The following is an 18,821-nucleotide window of genomic DNA, read 5'->3' on the forward strand; positions in this document are numbered from 1 at the left end:
GCGTGAGCACCGAATCCAACCGAACCAGCGCCACACCGGCCGCCTCCGGGCTGAGCAGGTGGCTGCGCGTCGCTGGCTGGCCAGGCTCCGGCGGCCGGCAGCGGCAACCGGAGCGGCTTGCCGTCGATGGCCTGCCCGACGAATGGGCAACGCTCGCGCCGGGCAGCCTGTACGCGATCTACATGACGGCGGCCACGCCGGCGAGCGACGCGTTGATCTGGACCAGCGCGCGTGAAGCGCAGTCGAGCAATGTCACGGTGGTGCTGGCGCGGCCGCGTTCCGCCATCGCGGCGTCGATGCGTGAACTCGGCTTCAGCGGCGATCGTCCCGCGCGCGGCTGGCCGCGTGGACTGAACGTGCTGACGATGCCGGACTTCGCTCAACCCGAAGCCGATGCGCGCGGACCGGTCGCCTTCGCGAAGCTGTATGGCGCGCTGCGTGCATTGAAGCGGTTTGGTTTTCGTTCGGGCGCGCTGTATTTCGTCGAAGGTGCGGAGCGCTGGTTCAGCTGGTCCGATCCGGTCGCACTCGCGCGCGAAGGGCGCATGCTGGCCGACTGGTGCGCCTCGCGCAACATCACGCTGGTGCTGTTGCTGGGCCCCGCATCGCACGGTGACGATCCCGACAGCGACGACGCATTGTTCGCAGACGAAACGCTCAATCACGAAGCTGTACCTTCGGGCCGGCTCGAATTTCACGGCGCCTGTGCGGGCGTCGCGCGCGTGCAGCGCACGCATGGCGAGCTGCTGTGGCACGTCGATTTCTGGCGCACTGGCCGCGCGCTCGTGACGGGCGCCGTGCGTTCGCTGCGCTTTACCGATAGCGGCCGGCTGACGGTTGCGCCCGATTCACCCGACACCTCGACGTCCCGTACCGGCGCACACCTCGCGCGCGACGAAGAGCGCGTCGTTGCATGCCGCAGCGTGGTCGGCGATGAAGCATGGGTGCCGCGCGACTGGGATATCGTCGCCGATCAGGCTGCCGCGCTCGTCGCGTGCGAAGGCGCGCAGGCCGCGACCGTTCTGCTCGAATATCTGGGCGGCGCGCAACTCGAAGCGCTGTGCGCCGCGATTCACACGCTGCGCCGTCGATGTGGCCGCGCGTTGAAGATTGTCGTTGTCGAGCGTGGCGAAGTGCTGCGGCATCAATACGAACTGCTGGTGCTAAGCCTCGGCGCGAATCTCGTAATCGGACGGCAACTGCCGTTTTCACGCATCCAGTCGCTGCTGCAATCGTTGCGGGGACAACTGCATACGCGGCCCGTCGCCGACGATTACCGCACGGCACTCGCCGCCGCGCTGAGCGACGATATCCTGGGTTATCTGCCGGTCGGCACGTTCAGCGCACGCCTGCGCGGCGTGCTCGAACGCAGCGCCGCGCTGCGCCTGCCGCATGTGCTGGTGAAAATCGCCTTGCTGCCGTCGCTGTCGCATGTCGATGCGTTGCGGCATTGCACGCCGCGTCGTGCGGGCGATGTCTTCACGGCCGACGCGTCGCATCTCTACGTGTTCCTGTTTGCCTGCCGTCTCGCGGATGCCGGCGCGGCGCTCGCGCATTTCTTCGATGTACCTGTCGCGGGGCTGTCGGAGCGCACGGTGTACCTCGCGGAGGAGGGCATCGCCGCCGAACTGGACGCGCTCGATGCCGCGCATCGTCGTATCCCGGTTGCCGACTTTAGCGACCTGTTCCCGGCAACCGTCGCCGGCGCGCAGCCCAGACCCGCCGAAACGCCAGCAGAGACATCAAAGGCGACGGACGCGTTGTCCGCAATCGCCGCCGCCGCGCAACTCGAAGCGGTCGAGCGCGCGTTGTCGGACGCACGCAACGAAGCGGCGCGCGCTGGCTCAGCCGAAGCGGGCGGGAGCGCGCGAACGCGCCACGCAGAACCCTGCGCGATGCCGCTGCGCGCAACGGAGAACCCGTGATGGAATTCCTTCTGACCTGCTTTATCGCCGGACTGGTGCTTGCGATTCCTGCCTGGATCATCGCGCAGCGTAGCGGCGCGCGACGCGGCTTCGTCGCGGCACGCCACTTCGATCCGGACGATGCGGTGACGTGCGATATCGAACCAGTCGCATTACGGGCGCGGTTGCTGCCGGACCCGGCGCCATCGCACGAGGTGTCGCCATGACAACCATCGCGCTCGTATCGACCGCAGGCGGCGCGGGGCGCACGACGCTGACGGCATCGCTCGCGGTGCTGCTGGCGCGTCGCCGGCGCGCGGTCGTCGCGCTCGACTTCGATCCGCAGAATCTGCTCGGCGCGCATCTCGGCCTCGACGCGCTTTCACCATCGGGAATCGCGAGCGCGCTCGTGGAGGGCAACGACGCCTGGTATGCCAGCACCTGGCGCAATAGCGAGGGCGTGCTGTTCGTGCCGCACGGACAGTTGACGTTGCCGCAACTCGCGGCGGCCGAAAGCCGTCTCGCGGGCTCGCAGCAATGGCTCGCCGCCGCGGTTGCCCAGATCGACCTGCCGGAAAGCGGCGTGGTGCTGATCGACACGGCACGCTATCCCTCGCAGCAGGCCGATCACGCAGTGCGTTGCGCGGATCTCGTGCTGTGCGTGACGCCGCCGGAACCCGCGGCGTGCGCAACGCTGGTCGCACGCCTTGGCGCGCTGCGCGCCGCGTGCGCGAACGTCGAGGTGGTCGTCAACCGCCTGAACCCGGCGCGCGACATGCAGCGCGATGCGCTCGCGATGCTGCGCGCGGCGGTGGGCGGATCGGTGTCGCTCGCGCAGCGTGTCCACCTCGATGCCGCGTTGCCCGAGTCGCTCGCACGCGGCACCTGGTTCTTCGACGACGCGCCGCAGTCGCAGGCCGCGCACGATCTGCAGGGGCTTGCGAACTGGCTCGACGCGTGGCTCGGCGCAAGTCATGCGCCGCGTCGCACAGGTGAACACGTATGACACAGCCCGAACGCGCCCACACCGACAGCGGCCGGCGAAGGACGCTGCGCGAACGCGCCGTCGACTGGCTCGCGCGCGGTCTCGGTCTGCCCGCGCGGCGCTCGGCGCTCGACTGGTGGGTCCGGCTCTTCTTCCAGCCGCCACGGGCCGGCAAACGCGATTACGCGCGCGAATGGATCCGTGCGGCCATCTTGCATCTGGCCGCGCAGTGGGGCGTGCTCGAACCGCACAGCGCGCGCGAGTGGCTATGGCGCGCGTTCGTGAGAGCGCCGCGTGCCGACGCGCGACGCGGCGCCGCCCGTGCACGCGAGGCGTTTGCCTGGGTGGACCGCTGGCTCGTGCCGGTCGCGCGCGTCGTGCAACGTTCGATGCGACGTCTCGACGTGATGATCGCGAAGCTGCCGTGGGTGCGCTGGGGCGAGCGGATCGAACGCGGCACGAACCGTGTCGGAGATATGCGCCTGCTCCTGCCGTTTCTCGTCGTGACCGGCGCGGTGCTGTGGCTGATGGTGGGCACGTCGCCGCTGTCGTCGAACGGCCAGTTCGAATTCTTTGCCGTGCTGGTTGTGGCTGCGCTTGTGATCCGGCGCTTCCCGGGCCGCCTGCCGGTGCTCGTTCTGGCGACGCTTTCGCTTCTCGCGATGGTGCGCTACGTCTGGTGGCGCACCACGCAGACGCTCGATTTCCGCACGCCCGCCGAAGGCATCGTGGGCTATGGATTGTTCGCGGCCGAAGCCTATACGTGGCTCATCCTGCTGCTCGGCTTCGTGCAGACCGCGTGGCCGCTCAACCGCACGGTTGCCGATCTGCCTGACAATCCCACGTCCTGGCCCACGGTCGATATCTACATCCCGACGTACAACGAGGCACTGTCCGTCGTAAGACCGACGGTATTCGCCGCCCAGGGTGTCGACTGGCCTGCCGAGAAACTGCGTGTCTATCTGCTCGACGACGGCCGGCGGCCCGAATTCGAAGCCTTCGCGCGAGAGGCTGGCATCGGCTACCTCACGCGCGACGACAACGCGCACGCGAAGGCCGGCAACATCAATCGCGCGCTCGCCTCGACGCAGGGCGAATACATCGCGATCTTCGACTGCGATCACGTGCCGGTGCGCTCGTTCCTGCAGACGACCATGGGCACGTTCCTGCGCGACGCCCGTTGTGCGATGGTGCAGACGCCGCATCATTTCTTCTCGCCCGATCCGTTCGAGCGCAACCTGAACACGTTCGGGCGCGTGCCGAACGAAGGCAACCTGTTCTACGGTCTCGTGCAGTCGGGCAACGATCTATGGAACGCGTCGTTCTTCTGCGGTTCGTGCGCGATCATCAAGCGCGCGCCGCTGGAGGAGATCGGCGGCGTAGCGGTCGAGACCGTCACGGAAGACGCGCACACCGCGCTCAGGCTCCATCGCCGCGGCTACACGACGGCGTATCTGCCGACCGTGCAGGCGGCCGGTCTCGCGACGGAGAGCCTCGCGAGCCACATCCGTCAGCGCACCCGCTGGGCGCGCGGCATGGCGCAGATTTTCCGCGTCGACAATCCGTTTCTCGGGCGCGGCCTCGGGTTCTTCCAGCGCCTGTGTTACGGCAACGCGATGCTGCATTTCTTCTACGGCATTCCGCGCCTCATCTTCCTGACGATGCCGATGGCGTACCTGTTTTTCCAGCTGTATTTCATCAACGCGTCGGCGACGACCATCGCCGGATTCGTGCTGCCGTATCTCGTGCTGGCCAGCATCGCGAACTCGCGGATGCAGGGCAAGTACCGCCATTCGTTCTGGGCCGAAGTCTATGAATCGGTGCTCGCGTGGTACATCGCGCTGCCGACCACGCTGGCCTTTTTCAGCCCGAAGCACGGCAAGTTCAACGTGACGGACAAGGGTGGCAAGACCGACGAAAGCCATCTCGACTGGGCCATTTCGAAGCCCTATATTGTGCTGCTCGTGCTCAACGCGCTCGCCATGCTGACCGGTATCTACCGGCTCGTGTTCACGGGCGGCGACGAGGCACCGACGATCCTGATGAACGTGTTCTGGACGTTCTACAACCTCGTGATGCTGGGCGCCGCCGTGAGCGTCGCCCGCGAGGCGAAGCAGGTGCGTGTCACGCATCGCATCGCGATGGAAATGCCCGCGACGCTGCTGCTCGCCGATGGCACCACCGTCGCCTGTCATACGGGGGACTATTCGACGGGCGGCCTCGGTCTCGATGTCGAACCCAACCTCGATCTGGCGGCGGGCGACACGCTCGGCGTCGTCGTGAGCCGTGGCGACCGTCAGTTTCATTTTCCCGTGCGCGTGACCCGTCTGGCGGGCCGGCATCTCGGCGTGCAGTTCGACGGCCTCACGCTGGAGCAGGAGCGGCAGCTCGTGCAGTGCACGTTCGGTCGCGCGGATGCATGGCTCAAATGGGGCGAGCGCACCGTCGAAGACGCACCGTTGCGTGGCCTGAAGGACGTCCTCGCGACGGGCGTCGAAGGCTATTCGCGCATGTTGAAGGGCGCATCGCGATCGTTGCAGGCGTTCATCGCACCAGACCGGACACGCTATTGAATGCCGGATAAGGCCGGCCGCGCGGCACGCCGCGCAATAAGGAACTATCGTTCATGACACTCTGGAATCTGTACTTCATCGCCAAGCTCTATCTGTTCGTAGCGGGGCACCTGAAGCCGCTCTGGACAGCGAATATCGCGTTCGCCGTGGCGCTCGCGGCAAGCTCGACGCTGCGCCATCGCGGGCTGCGCGCGTTGCGCCTTGTGGCCGGACTCGCGATCGGCCTGCCGCTCATGTACTACGAAGCGAACGTGCCGCCATTTGCACGGCTCGTCGAGGAGGCTGGCAATCTCAGTACATTCAGCTTCGGGTACTGGCTCGAACTCGCGCAGCGTTTCGTGCCGCCGATGCTGCTCCTCGTCGCCGTGGGAGCGCTCATCGCATATCGGGTGGTGAACCGCTGGCTGCGCGTCGCGACGTTCGTGATGATCGCGCTGATTGCATTGCCGGTGTGGCAGGCGGGCAGTGCGGTGCTCGCGCGCGTCGAAACGGGCACGCCGGCGGCCGCGACGGCTGACACGGTCGTCGCGCAGCCGCAGGACCACAACGCCGCGCTGGCAGCGTTTCGTACGCAGGAGTCGCAACGCCAGGTCACGTTCGGCCACCTTGCTTCCGATGCAAGCCAGCAGTTCGACGTGATCGTGCTGCATATCTGTTCATTGTCGTGGGACGATCTCGATGTGGCGAAGGCGCGCAATCATCCGATGCTGAGCCACTTCGACTATCTGTTCACCAATTTCAGCACCGCTGCGAGCTACAGCGGGCCCGCCGCGATTCGTGTCCTGCGGGCGACGTGTGGTCAGGAAGCTCACTCCGATCTGTACAAGGACGCGCCGCAGCAGTGTCACCTGATGGCAGATCTCGCGCAGGCGGGTTACACGCCGCAGACGATGCTCAACCACGACGGCCACTTCGACAACTTCCTGCAGCTCATCAAGGACAACGTCGGCGTGCCGAATGTGCCGATGATTTCGAACACGGCCGCGCCGGTTGCGATGCACGCGTTCGACGGCTCGGTGATTCACGACGATTACGCAACGCTGGCGGGCTGGTTCGCGCAGCGCGCACAGACACCGGGGCCCGTCGCGCTGTACTACAACACGATCAGCCTGCATGACGGCAACCGTCTGCCGGACAGCAAGCTGTCGAGTCTCGATTCGTATCCGTTGCGGGTCAACAAGCTGATGAGCGACTTCGACCGCTTTGCCGACCTGATCCAGGCGTCGGGGCGTCGCGCGGTGATCATCTTCGTGCCGGAGCACGGCGCCGCATTGCGCGGCGACAGCAACCAGGTCGCGGGCCTGCGCGAAATTCCGACGCCGAGTGTCGTGCACGGGCCGGTCGGCGTGCGTCTTGTCGGCTTCCAGGGCAATCACGGTCCGACGACGGTGATCGACAGCCCGACAAGCTTTCTCGCGGTGTCGCAGTTGTTGTCGAACCTCGTTTCCAACAGCCCGTTCAAGCCGGGCGTCACGCTCTCGCAATACGCGGCGAACCTGCCGCAAACGCAGATGGTGGGCGAAAACGAAGGCACGGTCACGATGCGCACCGCAGGTGGCTATGTCGTCAAGACGCCGGACGGCGTCTGGGTGGACGAAAAATGACGACGTCGAACATCGGGTCGGGTGGCTGGCCGGTCAACGATATCAACGGCCTTGCGCGCCGTTTGCCGGAAATGGACCCGACAACCTATTACGACGGCCAGGCGAACGAAGCGTATGAAGCCGCGCTGGTGAAGTGGCCGGTGCTGGCAAGACTGATGGGCCTCGCGTCGACGTCGACGCCGGCGCCGACGCCGACGCCGACGCCGGCGCCGACGCAAACCTGAGGCCCGCGTCGCGCGCCTAACGCAACTGCGCGAACGCGATAAAGAGCACCATCCCGCCAATCGCGCCATCGAGCACGCGCCACGCGGTGGCACGTTTGAAGAGCGGCGCGAGCGCGCGGGCGCCATATCCCAGCAGCACGAACCAGACCGCGCTCACGGCCATCGCGCCGAGCGCAAACGGCATGCGTCCGGACGGCACCTCACGCGCGCCCGCCGTGCCGATCAGCAGGAACGTGTCCAGATAGACGTGCGGATTCAGCCACGTCAATGCAAGCGTCATCAGCAAAACCGGCAGCGCGCGTTGCTGCAGGGGCGCCGCGACGCCGCCGGCGGTATCCAGCACCGCGTGCCCGGGTTTGAGCGCGCGCCGCAGCGCGCCGATGCCGAACCACACGAGATACGCGAGCCCCACATACAGCATCGCGTGCACGAACGTCGGATAGCGTTCGACGAGCGCGGATGCACCGCCCACACCCGCCGCGATCAGGATGAAATCCGACAGCATGCACAGCACGACGATTTTTCCGACGTGCGAGCGCATGATGCCCTGACGCAGAACGAACGCGTTCTGCGCGCCGATGGTCACGATCAATGATGCGCACAACGCGGCGCCGTGCGAAAAAGCGAGCCAGTCCATAGCCTGATCCAGTAGAGGGTTGAAACGATTGACGCCAGTCTGCGGGATGGATAATCATAAGAGAAGCTAATTCACGTAATGGGGATTAAGGAACGCTAATGCTGGACTATGCCTTGCTGGATGCGCTCGCGGCTGTCGTGCGCCACGGCTCGTTCGACCGCGCCGCGAACGCGCTCAACGTCACGCCTTCCGCGGTGTCGCAGCGCGTGAAGCTGCTGGAAGAGCGCGTCGGCAGTGTGCTGGTGAAACGCGGCCAGCCATGCGTCGCGACCACCTCCGGCGCGCTGCTGTGCCGCCACACCGAGCGCGTGCAACTGCTCGAAGCCGAACTGGGCGGACGGCTGCCTACACTGCCGGGCGCGCTCGTCGAATCGTGGCCCACGCTGCGCGTCGCGGTGAACGACGACAGCGTCGGCACGTGGTTTATCGACGCCGTCGCCGATTTTTGCGTCGAGCGCGAAATGCTGCTCGATCTCGTGATCGACGACCAGGATCACACCGCGCAACGTATCCGCGACGGCAGCGTGCAGGGCGCGGTGACGACGCAGGCGGAACCCGTGCAGGGTTGCCGCTCGACACGCCTCGGCCGCATGCGTTATCTGGCGGTCTGCGCGCCACGCTATTTCGAGCGGCATTTCACCGAAGGTGTTACGCGCGAGACGCTGCGCAACGCGCCGTGTGTCGACTTCAACCCGAAAGATCAACTGCAGAAGCGCTTCATGCGCCGCGTGACGCGCGCGGAACTCGATCCGCCGCTGCACTGGATTCCGCACGTCGCCGGTTTTCTGCGCGCGTGCGTGACGGGGATGGGGTGGGGCATGTGCCCGGAGCGGATGGTTGCGCGCCATCTGGCGAGCGGCGAACTCGTCGAGATGACGCCCGGCAAGCATCTCGACATCGATCTTTACTGGCAGAGCTGGCGTCTTTCGATCGGCTGGCTCGACGATTTCAGCGCGGTGTTGCGGAACCGGGCCACCGAGTTTCTGGACTAGACCGGGCGCGGCGAAACGAGGGTTTCGCCGCGCCCGGCTCCGCAGGCGTCAATGCACTTCCGGCACACCCGCCGTTTCATCGCGCGGTTCGCTGTCGCGCGTTTCGGGCATCGCGACCCAGACGAGCAGCACGGCCAGCGCGCCCGCCGCAGCGAGACCGAAGAAGCTGAACGCATTGCCGAAGTGGTCGGCGACAAAGCCCGCCACTGCGGTGCTCAGCGTCGCGCCAATCCCCGCCGCGAGCCCGAAGAGCCCGATACACAGGTTGTAGCGTCCCTTGCCGCCGGCGACGTCGGCGGCGATCAGCGGCAGCATCACGCCGAATACGGCGGCGCTCAGGCCATCGAGCATCTGCACCGGCACCAGCAGATAAGGGCTGCTCACGCCCGCAAACAGCAGCGCGCGTAGCGGCAGCGCCGAGAAACCGAGCAGCAGGATCGGCCGGCGTCCCCAGCGTTCGGCCGAGCGTCCGACCCACGGCGAGAGCATCGCGACAATCGCCTGCGGCACGATGATGCAGGCCGCGATCACGAGCTGCACGTTGTCGCCCATGCCGGCGGTCACTTCGCCCGCGGCGAGGTTGAGCATCGCTGCATTCGACAGGTGGAACAGCACCACGCACGCCGCGAAAATCAGCATGCGTTTGTCGCGCAGCAGTTCGCGCAACGACTCGCGTTCTTCCTTCTCCGGCTTGGGCGTGTGTTTTACCGCGACCGGCGTCGGGTTCGGATTCGTATGAATCATGCTGAGCGCGAAGAGCGCGGGCAGGGCGAGTGCGCCGGTGAGCCAGAAGACCGCGCGCGGCGAATAGTATTCGCCGAAGAGTCCCATCAGGCCCGCTGCCACCGCGCTGCCAATCGAGGCCCAGCGTGCGTTCCGGCCGAGCCGGTCGCCGAGATCGTGGCGACCCACGAGCGTGATCGAGATCGCCGCCATCGCCGGCACGAGCATGCAGCTCGCGAAACCGTGGAAGACCTCGGCGACCATCACGGGCAGCACGGTCGGACGGCTGGCGAGCAGGAGCGCACTCGCGATGATTGCGATGATCGCCCAGGCAGCCGCGCCCTTCTTGTTGCGTAGCGCGTCGACGGCGGCGCCGCCTGGCACCTGGCTCACCATTGCGCTGATCGTGCCGACCGAGAGCGCGAGACCGATTTCGCCTTGCGTCCACTTGTGCGACGCGAGGTACGAAGCGATAAACGGACCGAATCCCGTCTGCACATTCGCGACGAAAAAATTCAGCCAGTCGAGGGCGCGCAGACTGCGCGCGTCAACCTTGAGTCGATCTGTCATCGGGCAGGCTTCACAGAAGAGGCCGTAGCCGTGGATGACGATGCACCTGCGCCTGCCTGGGCGGCCGCGGGTGCCGGAGCGGGAGGTGCGGCGGGCGCCGGAGATGCAGCTGGAGCTGGAGCCGGAGGCGGCGCGGGCGAAACCGCGCGGATCGGCCCGTCCGACGTATACGACGGCGAGGCCTTGATCTGCGCGTCGTTGAGCTCGATGAGCGGCGTCAGCGCCTTGTTCTTCGTGACGAAGCGCAGCGCCGACCAGTTGGCCGCGATCGTGCGCCGGTCAGGGCTGATGATGCCGCTCACGTCGAGCACGACCGCCTGCGGCTGCGCGCCCCCGTCGATCAGCACATCGATGATGCGTCCCACCTTGCCGCCGTTCGCGCGTTCGACGTCCGTGTCGAGCAGTTGCAACTGTCCCGGACTCACGGGCGTCGGCGACGTGCCGGCGAGCGGCCCCGCGAGCTTCGGCCGGATCGAGAACGGCAGCTTGCCCTGCGGCATGTTGATCGTGATCGGCGCGCCTTTGGCTGCGGGCGCGAAGCGGAACGCGTTCCACGGGAAGTTCGCCTTGCGGTCGCCGATGCCAAGAAAGCCCTGCAGGTTCACGACCATCTCGCGCGGCGTGCCGCTCGCGTCGGTGATCAGATCGACCGCGCGGCCGACGACCTTGCCGTCGGGCCGCTGCACTTCGCTGTCGAGCAGGCCGTGCGCGCTGTTACGGTCGATCGTACGCGTCGTGATGACCGGCGGGGGCGGTGGGGGCGGCGGCGGAGGGGGCGGCGCGGGCGGCGGCGGTTCCTCGACCTTGTGCGGCTTCACGACCGGACGCTTCGGTTTGCTCGGCACCCGGTGGCCGGTGGCGTCGGTCTGCTCGGGCTCGTTGTCCTCGGCGACGGGCGGCTGCGGTTCGGGAACGACCGGGATCGCTTCGGCGTCGCGGATCGGCGCGGGCGCCTGCAGTTGCAGCAGGCTGCAGCCCGACAGGAACCACGCCACAAGGACGAGCAGGATCGCGAGACGGAAGGCTGGACGTGGGAAACCGCCACTCATCTAGAAGGACTCCATGGGCGCAGGCGGACGGGTAAGCGTCCGCCATCGATACAGTTGGTCGCGTGTCAGGCCGAGAGTTTAACCCGCGCGGCGTGCCACGCCCCCGATGCAGCGCCTCGCAATCCTGAAGCACGCCTCCGGGATGCGTTGAAGCCGCGCGCCCGATCGCTGCTGGAAGCGTCCCCTCGTACGTTTCGACGCACTGAAAACCGTAGGTGTAAACACGCGGCCCGGTGTGCTATCCGTCCGGCCCCACAACGACATAAGGACCGTGACATATCCTTCATGCCGCGCATGCGATAGGAGATATGTGTGTGTTCCCCTACATTTCGGGACAGCACAAGAAGAACAGAGCATTGCGCGGAATGGCGAGTTGCAGGCAGATCGTCAGCAAGAGTCTGGCCGCGCGGCGGGCCCGCACAACGGATACGCGTTCGACCTCTGCAAAAAGAGGCCTCTGGCAAGCCAGCGGGCACATAAAACGTAACGAGACAAACCTGATGACGGCCGGCACATCGACCGTTTCAGCATGCTGATAAAGGAGTCGCTTACCATGATGGAACCTCAGGCCCAGCCGATTAGCGAAGTCGGCGCCCAGTCTTTCGACTCGAAGGGCATCCTCGACCGGTACTTTGAAATCACCTCGCGTGGCAGCACGCAGCGCCAGGAAATCATCGCCGGCATCACGACGTTTCTCGCAATGGTCTATTCGGTGTTCGTTGTGCCGGGCATGTTCGGCAAGGCGGGTTTCGACACGAGCGCGGTGTTCGTCGCCGTGTGTCTGACCACGGCGTTCGGCTCGCTCCTGATGGGCGTCTGGGCGAAGCTGCCGATCGCCATCGGCTGCGCGATCTCGCTCACCGCGTTCACCGCGTTCGGCCTCGTGCTCGGCAAAGGCCTGCATCCGACGGTCGCACTCGGCGCAGTTTTCCTGATGGGCCTCGTGTTCACCGGCATCTCGGTGACAGGCGTGCGTTCGTGGATCCTGCGCAACCTGCCGTCGGGCATCGCACACGGCACGGGCATCGGCATTGGCCTCTTCCTGCTGCTGATCGCCGCAAACGACGTCGGTCTTGTCGTCAAGAATCCGGGACCGGGACTGCCGGTGCAACTCGGGCACATCACGTCGTTGCCGGTAATCATGTCGGTGGCCGGGCTTGCAGCGATCTTCGGTCTGGTGCGCCGTCGCGTGCCGGGTTCGATCCTGCTCGTGATCGTCGCGATTTCCGCGATTGCGCTGATGATCGATCCGGCTGTCGCGTTTCACGGCTTCTTTGCCGTGCCTTCGCTGTCGGCACCGGGACACGCATCGCTCATCGGCTCGATGGACATCAAGGGCGCACTGTCGCTGGCCGTGCTGCCGAGCGTGCTCGCACTCGTGATGACGGCCGTGTTCGACGCGACCGGCACGATTCGCGCCGTGGCAGGGCAGGCAGGGCAGCTGGACGCGAACGGCCGCATCATCAACGGCGGCCGCGCACTGACGGCCGATTCGCTCAGCTCGATCTTCTCCGGCTTCATGGGCGGCGCACCGGCTGCCGCGTATATCGAATCGACGGTGGGCGTCGCCGCCGGTGCGAAGACGGGTCTCGCTGCCGCTGTGGTGGGTCTCGCGTTTCTCGTCGTGATGTTCTTCTCGCCGCTCGCGGGCCTCGTGCCTTCGTACGCCACGGCACCGGCACTGATGTACGTCGGTCTGCTGATGCTGAGCAGCGTCAGCAAGCTCGACATGAACGACATGATCGACTCGATGTCCGGCCTCGTGTGTGCGGTATTTATCGTGCTCACGGCGAACATCGTCACGGGCATCATGCTCGGCTTCTGCACGCTCGTGATCGGTCGCGTGGTGAGCGGCGAGTTCCGCAAGCTCAACGTCGGCACGGTAGCGATCGCACTGGTGCTCGCCGTGTTCTACCTCGGCGGCTGGGCAATCTGATGCGCGCATGATGCGCAGGGTCTGAATCCGCGTCACATCGCGTTTCGAGGCTGTAAATAAGGCGCTTCATGGCATTTCGCCATGAAGCGCCTTGTGCTTTCAGGTACCCCATGTGCTGCCTTGACACACGGCTATCATCGTCTCAACTTAACTTCATGGTTAAGTATATGGACGCGGCGCTCGACCGCACGTTTTCCGCGCTCTCGGACCCTACGCGGCGTGCGATGCTTGCGCGCCTTTCTGGCCAGCACGACCTGTCGGTGAGCGAACTCGCCGCGCCGTTCGAGATGTCGCTGCCGGCGGTCATGAAGCATCTCGACGTGCTGTCCGAAGCGGGACTCGTCACGCGCACGAAGACCGGACGCACCGTTGCGTGCCGGCTCGCGCCCGCGCCCATGGAGGAAGCGATGGAATGGCTCACCCGCTACCAGCGCTTCTGGACGGATCAGCTCGATCGACTTGCCGCCTTTGTGGAGAAAGACGCATGCTCACCCGACCCAGCCTCACGATCCAGCGTCGTATCAACGCCGCGCCCGAAAAAGTCTGGCGCGCCTGGACTGACCCGGCGCAAGTAGCGATGTGGTGGACTCCGATGGGCAACAAGGTCACGCACGCCGAAATGGACGTGCGCGTGGGTGGCCGGTTCCGCGTGATCATGCACGCGCCGGATGGCGGCACGAACGACGTCAGTGGCGAATATCGCGAGGTCGTGCCGGGCTCGAAACTGGTGTTCACCTGGGTGTGGATCACGACACCCGAACGCGAATCACTCGTCACTGTCGTGCTGAGGCGCGACGGCGACGCAACCCTTCTCACGCTCACGCACGAGCAGTTCGCCGACGAAGCCGCGCGTGACAGTCACCGTTCCGGCTGGACGGACGTGATCGACGCGCTCGAACACCTGTTTGCCTGACCCGGACCCGCTAAGGAGGAAACCCGGATGGAACCGCACAGAATCGTCTCAAGGGAAGAATGGATCGCCGCGCAGCGCGCGCATCTCGCCCATGAAAAGGCCTGTACGCGCGCACGCGACGAGCTGAACCGCCAACGTCTTGCATTGCCCTGGGTGAAGGTCGACAAGACCTATACGTTCGATACGCAGCAGGGTTCGCAGACGCTCGCTGAACTCTTCGATGGACGCAGCCAGCTGCTTGTCTATCACTTCATGTTCGGGCCCGACTGGGAAGAGGGCTGCCCGGGCTGCTCGTTCGGCATGGATCACACCGATGGCGCGTTACAGCATCTCGAACATCACGATGTGTCGTTCGTGGCCGTTTCGCGTGCGCCGCTCGCGAAACTCGAAGCGTTCAGGAAGAGAATGGGCTGGAAATTTCGCTGGGTCTCGTCGGCACAAAGCGATTTCAATTACGACTACAACGTGTCGTATACCGACGAACAGATGAAGGCAGGCAAGGTCTTCTACAACTTCGACGTGCAGGATTTCGAATGCGACGAAATGCACGGATTGAGCGCGTTCTACAAGGATGAAAACGGCACCGTCTATCACACGTTCTCGCGGTATGCGCGCGGCGGCGAGCCGATGATCGGCACCTACGCGTTCCTCGATGTCGCGCCGAAAGGGCGTAACGAAACGAACAACATGATGGACTGGATGCGCCATCACGACCGCTACGAAGACGACGGGCGGCAGCAGAAAGCCTCCGCGCCCGAAGGGGGATCGTGTTGTTCGGAGATGTCGCGCGGAAAGTGAATGCGCGAGGAAGGAAGTAGAAACAGGCGCGGCGCGCGATGGCGCGTCGCGTTGCGGAACCCCGCGACTTACAGCGACATTTCGAAGGCGGGCTGCAGGAAAAACTCGATCGCCATCACGATGAGCCCCATCGCCGCGGCCGACAGCGTCAGCGTGCCGTATTCATCGTGGCGGGCGTCATGAAGACACGCCACGATGAAAAGGATCGCGAGCAGGTTGGTCAGCCAGTCGAAATTGAGTGCGATAAACATCGTGGATCCGTGCCCGGCGACACAACGTGCCAGATAATGAGCGCGATTCTATCGAGTCGAGCTTACGGATCCGCTACATCAACGTGCGGTGTTGCGCACTTGTCACTATTTCCTGCACTTGACCACGCCTAAAGCTCAAGCCGTGCGCAGCATCTCCTGACGGATCCAGTCGATCACCGACGTACGCTGCGGCTTCCAGCCCAGCAGCGTGCGTGCGCGCTGACCGCGTACGCGGCTGTTCGAGCCGAGGCCGTACGACGCCATCTCGTAGCCCCATTCCTGTTTCGCTTCTTCGAGCGGCCAGTCCTGCGGCTTGCCGAGCCTGAGCGCTTCGGCCATCGCTGACGTCATGTCGCGGAACATGGCTTCGCCGCTTTCGACGAAATAGAACGTGCCCGCCGGCGATTTTTCGAGCGCGAGACGATACAGCTCGACGACGTCGTCGATGTGCACGTTCGACCAGATGTTGCCGCCGCTGCCCACGTGACGCACCACGCCGCTTTTCTGCGCCTGACGCAGGAGGCGCGGCAGCTGCACGCTTTCTGCGCCCGGTACCGCGCCGTGACCGTAAATCAGCGTGTTGCACAGCACGCTCGCGCGGATACCCTTTGTCGCGGCGTCGAGCACGAGGGTGTCGATCGCGACGCGCGGCGCCTTGTCGGCGGTCGGTTCGGGCAGGCGGTCTTCGTGATAGACCGCATCCGTGCCTTCGCCGCCGGACGCATCGCCGACGACGCTGGAGCCGCTCGTATGCAGAAACGGCTTGCCGGAGCCGGCGAGGCCCTCGATCAGCGCTTCGACTGCGCCACGGTGGTCGCTGCTGGCGGCGTTGATGACGCCGTCGGCGGCCTGTGCCTGCGCGATCAGCAACGCGCGGTCGTCGAGATCGCCCATGACGGGTTCGATACCGAGGCGCTTGAGCGCTTCGGCCTGTTCGGGGCGGCGCACGAGTCCCGCGACCTGATGCCCGGCGCGCACGAGGCCCGCCGCAATCGAACCGCCGATAAAGCCCGCTGCGCCTGTGACGAAAACTTTCATGACCTGACTCCTGCTGGTTGACTCGCGATGAGAGGCGTCCAGTATCCGTCCGGCGGACTTTTTCAAAAAGTAGCCGTTTCTCAAATGAATCTTGATTTTGAGTCAACGAATGCACGGGTTTCGCGCTGGGTACGCGCCGTTCTTTTTGTCCGGGTTGCTGGCCGCCACGACGGGGGTGTATATACAAGTTATGGCGCCGAAGGCTGACAACAGCAGCCGGCGCGAGGTGCGTCCGCTTCAGGCGGGGACGGCCGGCGAGGCAGGGATACTCTGCTTCTACTGGAAACCCCTGGTCCCAATCTCACAAAAACAAGTTGTATAGACAAGACCGCGACGCTACACTTCAAACTCAATTGTATAGACAGGATTTCTCATCATGATTCTTACGCCCGGCAGCCTGACCCTCCCGCAACTCCGCGTGATCGCCCGCGAGCAGGTCACGCTCGAACTCGACCCGGCCAGCTTCGCGGCCATCGATGCCGGCGCACAGGCCGTCGCGGATATCGCCGCGAAGGGCGAGCCGGCGTATGGCATCAATACCGGCTTTGGGCGCCTTGCCAGCACGCATATCCCGCACGACCAGCTCGAACTGCTGCAACGTAACCTCGTGCTGTCGCACGCAGTCGGCGTGGGCGAGCCGATGTCGCGCCCGGTCGTGCGTCTCCTGATGGCGCTGAAGCTGTCGAGCCTCGGCCGCGGCCACTCGGGGATCCGCCGCGAAGTGATGAACGCGCTGATCACGCTCTTTAACGCCGATGTGCTGCCGGTGATTCCGGTGAAGGGTTCAGTCGGCGCCTCGGGCGACCTCGCGCCGCTCGCGCACATGTCGGGCGTGCTGCTCGGCATCGGCGAAGTGTTCATTCGCGGCGAGCGCGCGGCGGCCACCGAAGGCCTGCGCGTCGCGGGCCTGAAGCCGCTCACGCTGCAGGCGAAGGAAGGCCTCGCGCTCCTGAACGGCACGCAGGCTTCCACCGCGCTCGCGCTCTACAACATGTTCGCGATCGAAGACCTGTACCGTACGGCGCTCGTGTCCGGCGCGCTGTCCGTCGATGCGGCCATGGGCTCGGTCAAGCCGTTCGACCACCGGATCCACGCACTGCGCGGCCATCAAGGCCAGATCGACGCAGCAGCGGCATATCGCTCGCTCCTCGAAGGCTCGGCGATCAACGTTTCGCACGCCGATTGCGACAAGGTGCAGGATCCGTACAGCCTGCGCTGCCAGCCGCAGGTAATGGGCGCGTGTCTCGACCAGATGCGCCACGCTGCCGACGTGCTGCTGATCGAAGCGAACGCCGTCTCCGATAACCCGCTGATTTTCCCGGACACGGGCGAAGTGCTGTCGGGCGGCAACTTCCACGCTGAACCGGTCGCGTTCGCCGCCGACAACCTCGCGCTCGCCGTCGCCGAAATCGGCGCGCTCGCCGAGCGTCGCATTGCACTGCTGATCGACGCGACGCTGTCGGGTCTGCCGCCGTTCCTCGTTCGCGATGGCGGCGTGAACTCGGGCTTCATGATTGCGCACGTCACGGCCGCCGCACTGGCTTCGGAAAACAAGACGCTCGCGCATCCGGCTTCGGTGGATTCGCTGCCTACTTCGGCGAACCAGGAAGATCACGTTTCGATGGCCACGTTCGCCGCACGCAAGCTCGCCGACATGGCGGAGAACACCGCGAACATCCTGTCGATCGAACTGCTCGCGGCTGCCCAGGGTATCGATCTGCGCGCACCGCACAAGACGAGCCCGAGCCTGCAACGCGTGATGCAGACCGTGCGCAGCGAGGTCGCGCATTACGAGCTCGATCACTACTTCTCGCCGGACATCGTGGCGATCACGCGTCTCGTGCAGAACGGCACGATCGCCGCGCACGCGCCGCTCTCGTTCGTCTCCGAACAGTAAAGCCGACGCGACATGAACGCACCGGCTTATCAGGGGATCAAGGACTTCATCCTCGGCCGCATTCACGCGGGCGAATGGGCGGAAGGCGACCAGGTCCCGTCGGAAAACGAACTGGCGCGCGAGTTCAGCGTCGCGCGCATGACGGTGAACCGCGCGCTGCGCGAACTCACGTCGGAGCAGGTGCTCACGCGCGTGCAGGGTTCCGGCACGTTCGTCGCGCGGCCGAAGTACGAATCGACGCTGGTCGCGATCCGCAGCATCTCCGACGAAATCGTCGCGCGCGGTCATCGCTATCACGCGAGCGTGATGCATGTCGGCGCGACGATTGCCGACGAGGCGCTGGCCGTGGAAATGCAGGTGAAGGCCGGCAATCCGCTCTTTCACTCGCGTCTTCTGCATTTCGAAAACGACGAGCCGGTGCAGCTCGAGGAACGCTGGGTCAATCCGTCGGTTGCACCTGAATACGCGTTGCAGGATTTCACGAACACGACGCCGAACCAGTATCTCGTGCGCGTCGCGCCGCTGCAGCGCGTCGAGTACCGCATCGAGGCGCTCGCCGCGGACGACGAAACGCGCGAGCTTCTGACCATGAGTCAAACGGAGGCCTGCCTCGTGCTGCATCGACGCACGTGGTCGCAGGGTCTGGTCGCTTCGGTGGCCAACCTGTGGCATCCCGGCAGCCGCTATCGCTTCACCGGACACTTCTGAACTTTCTCTCTGGGCATTT

The 18,821-nt window shown here is 65.3% G+C and carries 18 protein-coding genes; 13 read left to right on the forward strand and 5 right to left on the reverse strand.

All coding sequences use genetic code 11. The annotated features are described in order from the left end of the window. Positions 1 to 2: 2 nt before the first annotated feature. Genes bcsE through LPA36_RS15100 form a run of 6 tightly spaced genes read left to right on the forward strand, consistent with a single transcriptional unit; the run spans position 3 to position 7,290 of the window. Positions 3 to 1,925 (forward strand): cellulose biosynthesis protein BcsE, encoded by a 1,923-nt coding sequence (gene bcsE / locus LPA36_RS15075; RefSeq protein WP_228877896.1) that lies wholly within the window; start codon positions 3 to 5, stop codon positions 1,923 to 1,925. Next, the gene (locus tag LPA36_RS15080) at positions 1,925 to 2,131 is read left to right on the forward strand and encodes a hypothetical protein (protein WP_407674289.1); all 207 of its coding nucleotides are present in this window, start codon (positions 1,925 to 1,927) and stop codon (positions 2,129 to 2,131) included. The genes bcsE and LPA36_RS15080 overlap by 1 nt, the downstream gene beginning before the upstream one ends. Then, complete coding sequence (bcsQ, locus tag LPA36_RS15085) at positions 2,128 to 2,910, forward strand: cellulose biosynthesis protein BcsQ (RefSeq protein WP_228877902.1); 783 nt, start codon at positions 2,128 to 2,130, stop codon at positions 2,908 to 2,910. Before LPA36_RS15080 ends, bcsQ begins: the two co-directional genes overlap by 4 nt. Further along, the gene (gene bcsA / locus LPA36_RS15090; RefSeq protein WP_228877906.1) at positions 2,907 to 5,462 is read left to right on the forward strand and encodes a UDP-forming cellulose synthase catalytic subunit; all 2,556 of its coding nucleotides are present in this window, start codon (positions 2,907 to 2,909) and stop codon (positions 5,460 to 5,462) included. The genes bcsQ and bcsA overlap by 4 nt, the downstream gene beginning before the upstream one ends. A gap of 53 nt (positions 5,463 to 5,515) precedes the next feature. After that, positions 5,516 to 7,066, forward strand: coding sequence for a cellulose biosynthesis protein BcsG (gene bcsG / locus LPA36_RS15095; RefSeq protein ID WP_228877910.1), 1,551 nt, complete (start codon positions 5,516 to 5,518; stop codon positions 7,064 to 7,066). After that, positions 7,063 to 7,290, forward strand: a complete 228-nt coding sequence (locus tag LPA36_RS15100; RefSeq protein WP_228878883.1) for a hypothetical protein — start codon at positions 7,063 to 7,065, stop codon at positions 7,288 to 7,290. Before bcsG ends, LPA36_RS15100 begins: the two co-directional genes overlap by 4 nt. A gap of 16 nt (positions 7,291 to 7,306) precedes the next feature. Here LPA36_RS15100 and LPA36_RS15105 read toward each other — a convergent pair whose 3' ends face one another. Then, the gene (locus tag LPA36_RS15105; RefSeq protein ID WP_228877914.1) at positions 7,307 to 7,927 is read right to left on the reverse strand and encodes a LysE/ArgO family amino acid transporter; all 621 of its coding nucleotides are present in this window, start codon (positions 7,925 to 7,927) and stop codon (positions 7,307 to 7,309) included. A 98-nt stretch (positions 7,928 to 8,025) separates the two neighbouring features. On the opposite strand from LPA36_RS15105, the gene LPA36_RS15110 reads away from it, so the two are divergent. Further along, the gene (locus LPA36_RS15110; protein WP_228877917.1) at positions 8,026 to 8,919 is read left to right on the forward strand and encodes a LysR family transcriptional regulator ArgP; all 894 of its coding nucleotides are present in this window, start codon (positions 8,026 to 8,028) and stop codon (positions 8,917 to 8,919) included. A gap of 48 nt (positions 8,920 to 8,967) precedes the next feature. Here the strand turns inward: LPA36_RS15110 and LPA36_RS15115 are convergent, their stop codons facing one another. Continuing rightward, positions 8,968 to 10,212 (reverse strand): MFS transporter, encoded by a 1,245-nt coding sequence (locus tag LPA36_RS15115; RefSeq protein ID WP_228877920.1) that lies wholly within the window; start codon positions 10,210 to 10,212, stop codon positions 8,968 to 8,970. After that, positions 10,209 to 11,261, reverse strand: coding sequence for a PRC-barrel domain-containing protein (locus tag LPA36_RS15120; protein WP_228877922.1), 1,053 nt, complete (start codon positions 11,259 to 11,261; stop codon positions 10,209 to 10,211). Before LPA36_RS15120 ends, LPA36_RS15115 begins: the two co-directional genes overlap by 4 nt. Positions 11,262 to 11,814: 553 nt before the next feature. On the opposite strand from LPA36_RS15120, the gene LPA36_RS15125 reads away from it, so the two are divergent. From LPA36_RS15125 to LPA36_RS15140, 4 genes are all read left to right on the forward strand, one after another. Next, complete coding sequence (locus tag LPA36_RS15125) at positions 11,815 to 13,197, forward strand: NCS2 family permease (protein ID WP_228877925.1); 1,383 nt, start codon at positions 11,815 to 11,817, stop codon at positions 13,195 to 13,197. Positions 13,198 to 13,352: 155 nt separating this feature from the next. Beyond that, complete coding sequence (locus LPA36_RS15130; protein ID WP_228877928.1) at positions 13,353 to 13,772, forward strand: ArsR/SmtB family transcription factor; 420 nt, start codon at positions 13,353 to 13,355, stop codon at positions 13,770 to 13,772. Then, positions 13,682 to 14,110: an SRPBCC family protein gene (locus LPA36_RS15135; protein ID WP_228877931.1), complete on the forward strand. Its 429-nt coding sequence runs from the start codon at positions 13,682 to 13,684 to the stop codon at positions 14,108 to 14,110. The genes LPA36_RS15130 and LPA36_RS15135 overlap by 91 nt, the downstream gene beginning before the upstream one ends. A gap of 27 nt (positions 14,111 to 14,137) precedes the next feature. Then, positions 14,138 to 14,908, forward strand: a complete 771-nt coding sequence (locus LPA36_RS15140; protein WP_228877937.1) for a DUF899 domain-containing protein — start codon at positions 14,138 to 14,140, stop codon at positions 14,906 to 14,908. A gap of 68 nt (positions 14,909 to 14,976) precedes the next feature. Here LPA36_RS15140 and LPA36_RS15145 read toward each other — a convergent pair whose 3' ends face one another. Together LPA36_RS15145 and LPA36_RS15150 are read right to left on the reverse strand one after the other, a co-directional pair. Next, positions 14,977 to 15,159, reverse strand: coding sequence for a hypothetical protein (locus tag LPA36_RS15145; RefSeq protein WP_228877939.1), 183 nt, complete (start codon positions 15,157 to 15,159; stop codon positions 14,977 to 14,979). A 135-nt stretch (positions 15,160 to 15,294) separates the two neighbouring features. Further along, on the reverse strand, positions 15,295 to 16,197 hold the full coding sequence (locus LPA36_RS15150) for an NAD-dependent epimerase/dehydratase family protein (protein WP_228877941.1): 903 nt from the start codon (positions 16,195 to 16,197) through the stop codon (positions 15,295 to 15,297). A gap of 373 nt (positions 16,198 to 16,570) precedes the next feature. Between LPA36_RS15150 and hutH the strand changes: the two genes are divergently transcribed. Together hutH and hutC are read left to right on the forward strand one after the other, a co-directional pair. Continuing rightward, positions 16,571 to 18,094, forward strand: coding sequence for a histidine ammonia-lyase (gene hutH / locus LPA36_RS15155; protein ID WP_228878838.1), 1,524 nt, complete (start codon positions 16,571 to 16,573; stop codon positions 18,092 to 18,094). Positions 18,095 to 18,106: 12 nt separating this feature from the next. Then, a complete protein-coding gene (gene hutC / locus LPA36_RS15160; RefSeq protein ID WP_228877944.1) occupies positions 18,107 to 18,802 on the forward strand; it encodes a histidine utilization repressor in 696 nt (231 codons plus the stop codon). Positions 18,803 to 18,821 lie beyond the last annotated feature (19 nt).

The sequence above is a fragment of the Paraburkholderia saeva genome, from assembly GCF_907164555.1.
Classification (GTDB): Bacteria; Pseudomonadota; Gammaproteobacteria; order Burkholderiales; family Burkholderiaceae; genus Paraburkholderia; species Paraburkholderia saeva.

Excerpts from the sequence above, each read along its gene's own strand:
- hutC (WP_228877944.1), top strand. The coding sequence starts at position 18,107 with ATGAACGCACCGGCTTATCAGGGGATCAAGGACTTCATCCTCGGCCGC.
- LPA36_RS15100 (WP_228878883.1), top strand. The coding sequence starts at position 7,063 with ATGACGACGTCGAACATCGGGTCGGGTGGCTGGCCGGTCAACGATATC.
- LPA36_RS15130 (WP_228877928.1), top strand. The coding sequence starts at position 13,353 with ATGGTTAAGTATATGGACGCGGCGCTCGACCGCACGTTTTCCGCGCTC.
- LPA36_RS15125 (WP_228877925.1), top strand. The coding sequence starts at position 11,815 with ATGATGGAACCTCAGGCCCAGCCGATTAGCGAAGTCGGCGCCCAGTCT.
- LPA36_RS15145 (WP_228877939.1), bottom strand. The coding sequence starts at position 15,159 with ATGTTTATCGCACTCAATTTCGACTGGCTGACCAACCTGCTCGCGATC.
- LPA36_RS15110 (WP_228877917.1), top strand. The coding sequence starts at position 8,026 with ATGCTGGACTATGCCTTGCTGGATGCGCTCGCGGCTGTCGTGCGCCAC.
- bcsA (WP_228877906.1), top strand. The coding sequence starts at position 2,907 with ATGACACAGCCCGAACGCGCCCACACCGACAGCGGCCGGCGAAGGACG.
- LPA36_RS15115 (WP_228877920.1), bottom strand. The coding sequence starts at position 10,212 with ATGACAGATCGACTCAAGGTTGACGCGCGCAGTCTGCGCGCCCTCGAC.
- LPA36_RS15080 (WP_407674289.1), top strand. The coding sequence starts at position 1,925 with ATGGAATTCCTTCTGACCTGCTTTATCGCCGGACTGGTGCTTGCGATT.
- LPA36_RS15135 (WP_228877931.1), top strand. The coding sequence starts at position 13,682 with ATGCTCACCCGACCCAGCCTCACGATCCAGCGTCGTATCAACGCCGCG.
- LPA36_RS15150 (WP_228877941.1), bottom strand. The coding sequence starts at position 16,197 with ATGAAAGTTTTCGTCACAGGCGCAGCGGGCTTTATCGGCGGTTCGATT.
- LPA36_RS15120 (WP_228877922.1), bottom strand. The coding sequence starts at position 11,261 with ATGAGTGGCGGTTTCCCACGTCCAGCCTTCCGTCTCGCGATCCTGCTC.
- bcsG (WP_228877910.1), top strand. The coding sequence starts at position 5,516 with ATGACACTCTGGAATCTGTACTTCATCGCCAAGCTCTATCTGTTCGTA.
- LPA36_RS15105 (WP_228877914.1), bottom strand. The coding sequence starts at position 7,927 with ATGGACTGGCTCGCTTTTTCGCACGGCGCCGCGTTGTGCGCATCATTG.
- bcsQ (WP_228877902.1), top strand. The coding sequence starts at position 2,128 with ATGACAACCATCGCGCTCGTATCGACCGCAGGCGGCGCGGGGCGCACG.
- LPA36_RS15140 (WP_228877937.1), top strand. The coding sequence starts at position 14,138 with ATGGAACCGCACAGAATCGTCTCAAGGGAAGAATGGATCGCCGCGCAG.